This window comes from Hydrogenophaga sp. (assembly GCF_041633695.1).
Taxonomy (GTDB): Bacteria; Pseudomonadota; Gammaproteobacteria; order Burkholderiales; family Burkholderiaceae_C; genus Hydrogenophaga.
This window is the reverse complement of the sequence record NZ_JBFJMY010000167.1, coordinates 1-8,598: the sequence shown is the minus strand read 5'-3', so window position 1 is coordinate 8,598 and position 8,598 is coordinate 1. Positions and strand designations below refer to the sequence as shown.

General features: G+C 65.6%; 6 protein-coding genes and 2 pseudogenes. 3 read left to right on the top strand and 5 right to left on the bottom strand.

Annotated elements, in window-relative coordinates:
* From ABYB95_RS11865 to ABYB95_RS11845, 5 genes and pseudogenes are all read right to left on the bottom strand, one after another.
* Positions 1-1,627, bottom strand: a pseudogene (locus ABYB95_RS11865) (hypothetical protein); the annotation flags it as partial.
* A gap of 7 nt (positions 1,628-1,634) precedes the next feature.
* A complete protein-coding gene (locus ABYB95_RS11860; RefSeq protein ID WP_372658751.1) occupies positions 1,635-3,629 on the bottom strand; it encodes an autotransporter assembly complex family protein in 1,995 nt (664 codons plus the stop codon).
* 7 nt (positions 3,630-3,636) lie between these two features.
* Positions 3,637-4,824, bottom strand: a complete 1,188-nt coding sequence (locus tag ABYB95_RS11855; protein ID WP_372658750.1) for a VWA domain-containing protein — start codon at positions 4,822-4,824, stop codon at positions 3,637-3,639.
* Between the two features lie 9 nt (positions 4,825-4,833).
* On the bottom strand, positions 4,834-5,433 hold the full coding sequence (locus ABYB95_RS11850) for a GNAT family N-acetyltransferase (RefSeq protein WP_372658749.1): 600 nt from the start codon (positions 5,431-5,433) through the stop codon (positions 4,834-4,836).
* Positions 5,434-5,444: 11 nt separating this feature from the next.
* On the bottom strand, positions 5,445-6,299 hold the full coding sequence (locus tag ABYB95_RS11845) for an AAA family ATPase (protein ID WP_372658748.1): 855 nt from the start codon (positions 6,297-6,299) through the stop codon (positions 5,445-5,447).
* Positions 6,300-6,501: 202 nt separating this feature from the next.
* On the opposite strand from ABYB95_RS11845, the gene ABYB95_RS11840 reads away from it, so the two are divergent.
* From ABYB95_RS11840 to ABYB95_RS11830, 3 genes and pseudogenes are all read left to right on the top strand, one after another.
* Positions 6,502-7,170 carry a cytochrome c gene (locus tag ABYB95_RS11840; RefSeq protein ID WP_372658747.1) on the top strand — a complete coding sequence of 223 codons (669 nt, stop codon included), beginning with the start codon at positions 6,502-6,504 and terminating at the stop codon, positions 7,168-7,170.
* A 142-nt stretch (positions 7,171-7,312) separates the two neighbouring features.
* Positions 7,313-8,434, top strand: a complete 1,122-nt coding sequence (gene aroB / locus ABYB95_RS11835) for a 3-dehydroquinate synthase (RefSeq protein WP_372658745.1) — start codon at positions 7,313-7,315, stop codon at positions 8,432-8,434.
* A 25-nt stretch (positions 8,435-8,459) separates the two neighbouring features.
* A pseudogene (locus tag ABYB95_RS11830) lies at positions 8,460-8,598 on the top strand (deoxyguanosinetriphosphate triphosphohydrolase); the annotation flags it as partial.

The following is an 8,598-nucleotide window of genomic DNA, read 5'->3' as shown; positions in this document are numbered from 1 at the left end:
TGGCGCCGGGCAGGCTGAGCCGTGCCTGGCCGACAAAGCCGCGCGCGCCGATATCGACCCGACCCTGGCTTTCCAGCCGCAGGTCGGCGGCGTCTAGCACCACCTGCTCCACCGCGACCACGCCGCTGGCGCCGGTTTGGGGTAGCCACTGTGCTTGCAGCCGCAGTTCTTTCAGACGCAGACCCTGGTTGCTTCGGGCGGCGGCGCGACCCGCCAACCGGACTGCGGGCAGGATGCTGGCCTGGATTTGAACGCCTTGCGGGGTGGTGGGCATCGAGCGCGCGGCCACGGTCGCGTCCAGCCCCATGGCGTTCAAGCTGCTCCAGAGCAGGGCGGGGTCCAGGCCGGGCGCTTGCAATTCGCCCTCCCAGGCGGCGGGTGTCTGGCCGTCGGCGGGCTGGAAAGCGCCCGACGCCCGCAGTTCGGACGCGCCTATGCGGGCCGTGAGGCGGGGCAGCAGCCAGCGCAGGCCACGCTGCTCCAGCTCGGCGTCGAGCTGGCTGAAGGGCAGGCGCTGCTGGTCCAGCGGTCCGCTGGCGCTGTTGCTCAGGTGGGCGCTGGCCTGCCAGGCACCGCCCTGGGGTTGGGCTTGCAGCGTGCCCGAGAGTGCGGTGAGCGGGGCCTGGGGCCAGAGCAGGGCCAGGTTCAGCTGGTGGGCTGTGGCATCGACCTGTTCCACCGGCTGCGCCGCCCAGGGACGCAGGCGGGCGGTGGCCACCAGGGTGGGGCTGGCGCCAGCCGCGCTGTCCGTCGGCAGCACCTGGGCCGTAGCGTCCAGCGTGGCACTGCCACCGGCCAGGGTGCCCAGCACCTGGGCCGAGGCCAACAAGCGCAGGTTCTCGCCGCCGGGCACGGCGGCTTGCAACTCGCCCTGGGCCGAGAGCTTGAGCGGCATGGGTGCTTGTGCGCCCACCACGGCCTGCAAACGGTAGCGGCCTTGCGCGAGCTGCAGCGCGTCCAGCGTGAGCTGGTGCGCGGCATCGATACCCGGCACCAAGCCTTGGCTGGGCGGCGTGTCGGTGTCGACCACGCCATAGCGGTACAGGCCTTTGGCCTGGCTGAGCGTGAGCGGCGAGGCCCCTTCGAGCACCAGGCGGTCCACCGCCCAGGGCAAGGTGATGGCGATGGGCAGCGTGAGCGATTCCAGCGGCACGGTGGGCGAGGGCGGGCGTTGGTCGTTCACCCGCAACTCGGCAATGACCAGTTCGTCGATCTGCACGCCTTTGCCGCGCAACAGGTTCAGCAGCAGGCGCGCGCTCCAGCGCAGGCGCACCGCCTGGGCGTCCACTTCCAGGCCGGGTTGCGTCCAGCGCAGCTGCGCGATGTCGCCGCCCGCGCTCAAGCTGCCTTGCACGCCGCTGGCCTGCAGGCGCCCGGCTTCTGGCGGCTGGTCCTCGGTCCACGCTTGTGCCCAGGTCAGTGCCTGGGCCAGCGAGCCGGGCGTGGCGCTCCACCACCACAGCACCAGGCTGGCGGCCAGCAGCAAGGCGATCAGCGCACCCGGCAACCACAGGCCCAACCAGCCCACGGCCCGAGCTGCGCGCACCGTGCCCTGCCATGCCGCGCGCAGCGGCCTGCGCGGTGGCCGGGGCATGGGTGTGAAACCTTCGTCTGCGGGGTCGGTCATCGGCGGCTCAGAAGGTGAACCCGACGTTGAGGTGCAGGCGCAGGCGTTTGGATTTCAGGCCGTAGGCCAGGTCCACCTGCAGGGGGCCTACCGGGCTGTTGTAGCGCAGCCCCGTGCCCACGCCCAGGCGCGGGCGCAGCTCGCCGGGTTGGTCGGCCACGGCGCCGGCGTCGACAAACAGCACGCTTTCAAACGGTGTGCGCACGCCGTTGCGGTACAGCGGCCGTTGCCATTCCAGGATGGCCACGGCCAGATAGCGCCCGGGCGACACGCCGCCGTCGGCCTGGGGCAGGCCGATGTCGCGCAGGCCGTAGCCACGCACCGAGTTGTCGCCACCGGTCAGGAACAGCTGGGTTTCCGGGATCGGCGCGTCTTTCTGCGCCCACACCGCGCCGACTTCCAGGCGCAAGGCCAGGCGCCCGGCGTTGCTGGTGGTGGCTGCAGCCGGCTTGGCTTCGCCCAGCGCCGCAGCGGTGGTTTGCGCGTCATAGGGCTGGTCCGAGGCGATGGGCCAATAGCCCAGCCAGCGCAGGCGGGTGCGAAAGAACGGGCGGCGGATCGGCACCAGGGTGCTGCCCACGCCCAGCTCCACACCCAGACCGTGGCCGCTGTTGGGCTGCAGCAGGTTGTCGAACCGGCGCCGGGTCCAGGCGTAGTTGGCCGACAGCGCCGACTCGCCCACGCCGGTGCCCAGGGTCGCGTCCAGCGAATTTTCCGACAAGGCACGGTCGTACTGGAGGAAGAAGCTGCGGTCCAGGTTGGTGGTGTCCTGCGACTGGCCCAACCGCAGCCGCTGGCTGGTGGTGGTGTCGTAGCCGTCGATCTGGCGTGCGGTTTGCGCGCCCGTGATCCAGCGCCAACCCTGCGTGTCCACCGGCCGGCTCCAGTCGGTGCTGAGCAACTGGTCGTCGCGTTCGATCAACAGCTTGCTCACCGCGCGCCAGCGCGAGCCCAGCATGCGGTGGTTGGTGTGTTCGACCGAGAGGCGCGGCCCGCTGTCGGTGCTGGCGCCTATGCCCAGCACCAGTTTCTGGCGCAGGCTTTCGCGCACCTGGACCACCACCGGGGCGACCTGGCTGTCGGCGCCCGGCTCCACGTACACGAACACCGAGTCGTAATAGCCGGTTTCCGCGATGCGTTGCTGCGCTTCTTGCAGGTGGGCCAGGTTGTAGTCGCTGCCCGGCACCAGGCCCGAGAGCCGCACCAGGTTGTTGGCGGTCGCCTCGTCGTAGCGTTCGGCGCCTTGCACCCGCACATCGCCGATCCGCACCGGCGCGCCCGAGTCGAACTCCACCGCCAGGCGGGCGCTGTGGGTCACCGGGTTGATGTCGGCCAGGCTGCCGTCGATGCGGCCTGCGGGATAGCGCAAGGCGGTGAGCTGGCGCAGCGCGGCGGATTTGGCACTGTCCCAGTCGGCCTGGGTGAAGCGGTCACCCACCTGCAGGGTGAAGGCGGCCTGGATGTCTGCGCGCTGGGCGGCGGTTTCCGGCCGGTCGGCGATGTCGCCGCGAAAAGCAACGATGACGTGCTCGACCCGGGTGAGTGGGCCGGGATCGACCCGCAGACGCACCGTGCCCAGCGGGCTCTGCGCGTCTGGCGACAAGCCCAGCAGTTCCACTTCGGGGTTGAAGTGTCCCAGCGTGCCCAGCAAGTCGCCCAGGTTGTCGGGCGCTTTTTCCAGCAGGCGGTTCAACTCGTTGGCGTCCAGATCGGCCAATTGGCGAAAGCGCTGCAGCTCCATGTGGCGCAGCAGGAATTCGCGCAGCTCTTTGGGTTCGGTCTGCAGCTCGATGTTGAAGCGGGGGCTGGATGCTGCAGCCGGGTCGGCGTCGTCGACGGGCGTTGGCGTTGAGGCTGCGGGGCTGGCCGGGGGCGTGGTGGCAGCGCTAGCGGCTTCGGCGGCTGGTCGTGGTTGGGCCAGGGCCAGCGCCGCTGGAAGCAGCGCGCACGCCAGCAAAGACCACCGCGCCCATTGGGCACGGTGCAGAACAAAAGGATTCATGCAACGGTTATTTCGAGAGCAGCCTCATGGTGTCTTCCAGCCCCTTCAAAGTCAGCGGAAACATGCGCTGACCCATGAGTTGCTGAACCACACTGATGCTCTGTCGATACTGCCACACGCCCTGAGGTTCCGGGTTGATCCAGGCGAATTTTGGAAAAGCGTGGGTGAGCCGCTGCAGCCACTCGGCGCCCGCCTCTTCGTTGTTGTATTCCACGCTGCCGCCGGGTTGCAGAATTTCGTAGGGACTCATGGTGGCGTCGCCCACGAAGATCAGCTTGTAGTCCTTGTTGTACTTGCGGATGATGTCCCAGGTGGGGAATTTTTCGGCGTAGCGGCGCCGGTTGTTCTTCCACATGAAGTCGTAGACGCAGTTGTGGAAATAATAAAAATCCAGGTGCTTGAATTCGGTCTTGGTGGCCGAAAACAATTCTTCCACGCGCTGGATGTGGTCGTCCATGGTGCCGCCCACGTCCATCAGCAGCAGCACCTTCACGTTGTTGTGGCGCTCCGGGATCATCTTGATGTCCAGGTAGCCCGCGTTGGCGGCGGTGGAGCGGATGGTGTCCGGCAGATCCAGCTCAAAATCGTTGCCTTCGCGCGCGAACTTGCGCAAGCGGCGCAGCGCGACCTTGATGTTGCGCGTGCCCAGCTCCTGGGTGTCGTCGTAGTCCTTGTAGGCGCGTTGGTCCCACACCTTCACCGCCGTCTTGTTGCCGCCCTTGCCGCCGATGCGGATGCCCTGCGGGTTCTGACCCCCATGGCCAAAAGGCGAGGTGCCGCCGGTGCCAATCCACTTGCTGCCGCCTTCGTGCCGCTCTTTCTGCTCCTCCAGCCGTTTTTTGAGCGTTTCCATCAGCTCGTCCCAGTCCATCTTGGGCGCGTTGGCTTTTTGCTCTTCGGACAGGATGCGTTCCATCTCCTGGCGCAACCAGTCGGCGGGAATCGGTTTGGTGAAGTCGGCGATCATCTCCACGCCCTTGAAATAGGCGGCGAAGGCGCGGTCGAACTTGTCGAAGTGTTTTTCGTCCTTCACCAGCGCGGTGCGGCTGAGAAAGTAGAAGTCGTCCATCGAACAGGCATCGGGGTTGGTCGGCCCGACCACGTTGGCCTCCAGCGCTTCCAGCAAGGTGAGGTATTCCTTGACGGACACCGACAGCTTGGCCGAGCGCAAGGTGTAGAAGAAGTCGATCAGCATGGTGATCTCCTAGGTTGGGGCGTGCAAGGTCTGCAGATACAGCAGCTGCGCCCGGGCTTCCGGCCATTCGCCGGCGCGCATGCTGTACATCACCGTGTCGCGCACGGTGCCGTCGCGGCGCAGGGCGTGGCCACGGATCACGCCGTCTTTTTGGGCGCCCAGGCGTTCAATGGCCTGCTGCGACGCAAAGTTGAAGTTGTCGGTGCGCCAACCCACCACCTGGCAGCCCAGGGTGTCGAATGCGTGGCCCATCATGAGCAGCTTGCAGCTGGTGTTGATGTGGCTGCGTTGCACGCTTTTGGCGTACCAGGTGTAGCCGATTTCCACCCGTTTCACGGCGGGCAGGATGTCGTGGAAGCTGGTGCTGCCCAGTACTTTGCCACTGGTTTCTTCGGTCACGGCGAAGGCGAAGCGGTGGCCTTCGCCACGCATCTGCAGGGCGGACTCGATATAGGCCCGCGTCTGTTGCGGTTCCGGCACCGAGGTGATGCGCAGCTTCCAAAGCTCGCCGTCGGCCGCTGCGGCGCGCAGCCCGTCTTCGTGCTCGAACGACAAGGGCACCAGGGCCAGGCCGTTGGCGCGCAGGGTGACGGGTTCGACAAAGGCCATCGCGCGTCCGCTCAGCGGTTCCGTTGGTTCATGAACACCAGTTTTTCGAACAAGGTTGTGTCTTGTTCGTTCTTGAGCAAAGCCCCCACCAGCGGCGGGATGCTGACCTTGCTGTCGGCGCTTTGCAGCGCTTCGAGCGGGATGTCTTCGGCCATCAGCAGCTTGAGCCAGTCGAGCAATTCGCTGGTGCTGGGCTTCTTTTTCAGACCGGGCAGGTTGCGCACGTCGTAGAAGGTTTTCATGGCTGCGGTGAGCAGCTCTTTCTTCAGCTTGGGAAAGTGCACGTCCACGATGCGCTGCATGGTCTCGGCGTCTGGGAACTTGATGTAGTGGAAGAAGCAGCGGCGCAAGAACGCGTCGGGCAGCTCCTTTTCGTTGTTCGAGGTGATGAAGACCAGCGGGCGGTGCTTGGCACGCACCATTTCGCGGGTTTCGTAGCAATAGAACTCCATGCGGTCGATTTCACGCAGCAAGTCGTTGGGAAATTCGATGTCGGCCTTGTCGATCTCGTCGATCAGCAGCACCACCGGCTCGTCGGCGGTGAAGGCTTGCCACAACACGCCTTTGACGATGTAGTTGTGGATGTCCTTGACGCGCTCACCGCCGTCGAGGTCCGACAGCTGCGAGTCGCGCAGACGCGATACCGCGTCGTACTCGTACAAACCTTGTTGCGCCTTGGTGGTGCTTTTGATGTGCCACTGCAGCAGCGGCATTTTCAGCGCCAGTGCCACTTCCTCGGCCAGCATGGTCTTGCCGGTGCCGGGCTCGCCCTTGATGAGCAGAGGGCGCTTGAGCGTGCTGGCGGCGTTCACGGCCAGCATCAGGTCCGGCGTGGCGACGTAGTTTTCGGAGCCTTGGAATTTCATGGAGGGGCTTTCTTTCGAGCGGGTAAACAGCCAGCGAAACCAGCACGCCGAAGCGACTGGGTGCGCGGTTTCGCGATAGGGTGAATGGTTGCGACCGAAACGCGGGTCTTCAATAAGCAGGGCAATAAGCAGGGGCCGATGGTCGAGTCTATATAATCGGACGTTGATTTTTATCAAACGCCCATCTCATTGTGCTTGCAAAATGAACCAACTGTTGTCGCCCATCTTCCGTACCGTTGTCGCCCTTGTGACGCTCTCCGCCGCAGCCCTATCGGCCAACGCGCAAGGCATTGCCGGCGATGTGAAGGCCGGTGAGACCAAAGCAGCCATGTGCATCGGCTGCCACGGTATCGTGGGGTACCAGAACAGCTTTCCCGAAATCCACAAAGTGCCCAAGATTTCGGGCCAATCGGACAAGTACATCATCGCGGCCCTCACCGCCTACAAGAAGGGCGACCGCCGACACCCGACCATGCGCGGTATCGCCGCTTCGCTGAGCGAGCAGGACATGGCCGACCTCGCCGCCTACTACGCCTCGCACGCCGACGCCACGCTGCCGGAAACCGCCCAGGCGGGCAATGCCGCGGTGACGGCACTGGTCGAAAAGGGTGCCTGCCTGTCTTGCCACGGGGCCAACTTCAGCAAACCGCTCGACCCGAGCTATCCCAAGCTCGCTGGCCAGCACGCCGATTACCTGTACGTGGCGCTCAAGGCCTATACCGTTGAAGGCAACCAGTACGTGGGCCGATCCAACGGCGTGATGGGTGGCATAGCCAAGCAGTTCAGCCACAACGAAATGCGCGAACTGGCCAAGTACCTGTCCACCCTGGACAGCGAACTCAAAGTGGTGCCGCAGCCGCGCTTTCGCTGAAAGCCCGCGCACCCCGCCAAAAAGCCGCTCCTGGAGCGGCTTTTTTCTTGTGGCAAGTGGCCCGCAACACCCGGCAACGCCGGGGTGTTTTGTGCGATCCGCGTCCAGGGCCCATGGCGGGAACGCATAAACTCGACGCTCTATGCAACCGAACACCACCACCCCGGATGCCCAGTCGGTCGCCATCGACCTGGGCGACCGCAGCTACCGCATCGAGATCGGCGCGGGCTTGCTCGGCGAACCCGGCAGCTATGCCGGCTTGCCCAGCACCGCCACGGCCTTGATCGTGACCAATACCACCGTGGCGCCGCTGTACGCGCAAGCCTTGCAACGGGTCTTGAGCCCCTTGTATGGGCGGGTACTGTGTCTGGAGTTGCCCGATGGCGAGTCTTATAAGACCTGGGATTCCTTGAATCTGATTTTCGACGCGCTGCTCTCCAACGGCTGCGACCGCAAGACCGTGCTGTACGCGCTGGGCGGCGGCGTGGTCGGCGACATGACCGGCTTTGCGGCGGCCAGCTACATGCGTGGGGTACCGTTTGTGCAGGTGCCCACCACGTTGCTGGCGCAGGTGGATTCTTCGGTGGGCGGCAAGACCGCGATCAACCATCCTCTGGGCAAGAACATGATCGGGGCTTTCTACCAGCCCCTGCGGGTGGTCTGCGATCTGGACACGCTCAAGAGCCTGCCCCCGCGCGAACTCAGCGCCGGACTGGCCGAGGTCATCAAATACGGGCCGATTGCCGACATGGCGTTTCTCGATTGGATCGAAGAGCACATGGACGCGCTGCGCGCCTGCGATCCGCAGGCCATGGCGCATGCGGTCAAGCGCAGTTGCGAGATCAAAGCCCATGTGGTGGGCTTGGACGAGCGCGAGTCGGGTCTGCGCGCGGTGCTGAATTTCGGTCACACCTTTGGCCACGCGATCGAAGCCGGCATGGGATATGGCCAGTGGTTGCACGGCGAGGCGGTGGGCTGCGGCATGGTGATGGCGGCGCGCTTGTCGCAAGCCCTGGGCCTGGTGGATGCCGCCTTTGTGGCCCGGCTGAAAGCGCTGGTCGAACGCGCTGGCCTGCCCACGCTGGCCCCGGTGCTCGATGCCCAGCGCAACAGCGCGCGCTATCTGGATCTGATGCGGGTGGATAAAAAAGCGGAAGCGGGTGCAATCAAGTTCGTGCTGATCGACGGGCCCGGCCGTGCCGTGGTGCGAGCGGCACCCGACGCCATGGTGGTGCGTGTGATCGAAGAGAGTTGTGCGGGCTGACGGGCCAGCGGTGGCGCCGGTGCCGCTGGGCACGAACGCCGCGCTCGCACCCTATGCCAGCGACCCCGCGCGCAGCCGGGGACGGCGCTTCGCCGAGCCCGAGGCGCCGACGCGCACCGCGTTCCAGCGCGACCGCGACCGGGTCATCCATTCCACCGCCTTTC

Excerpts from the sequence above, each read along its gene's own strand:
- ABYB95_RS11860 (WP_372658751.1), bottom strand. The coding sequence starts at position 3,629 with ATGAATCCTTTTGTTCTGCACCGTGCCCAATGGGCGCGGTGGTCTTTG.
- ABYB95_RS11840 (WP_372658747.1), top strand. The coding sequence starts at position 6,502 with ATGAACCAACTGTTGTCGCCCATCTTCCGTACCGTTGTCGCCCTTGTG.
- ABYB95_RS11855 (WP_372658750.1), bottom strand. The coding sequence starts at position 4,824 with ATGCTGATCGACTTCTTCTACACCTTGCGCTCGGCCAAGCTGTCGGTG.
- ABYB95_RS11845 (WP_372658748.1), bottom strand. The coding sequence starts at position 6,299 with ATGAAATTCCAAGGCTCCGAAAACTACGTCGCCACGCCGGACCTGATG.
- ABYB95_RS11850 (WP_372658749.1), bottom strand. The coding sequence starts at position 5,433 with ATGGCCTTTGTCGAACCCGTCACCCTGCGCGCCAACGGCCTGGCCCTG.
- aroB (WP_372658745.1), top strand. The coding sequence starts at position 7,313 with ATGCAACCGAACACCACCACCCCGGATGCCCAGTCGGTCGCCATCGAC.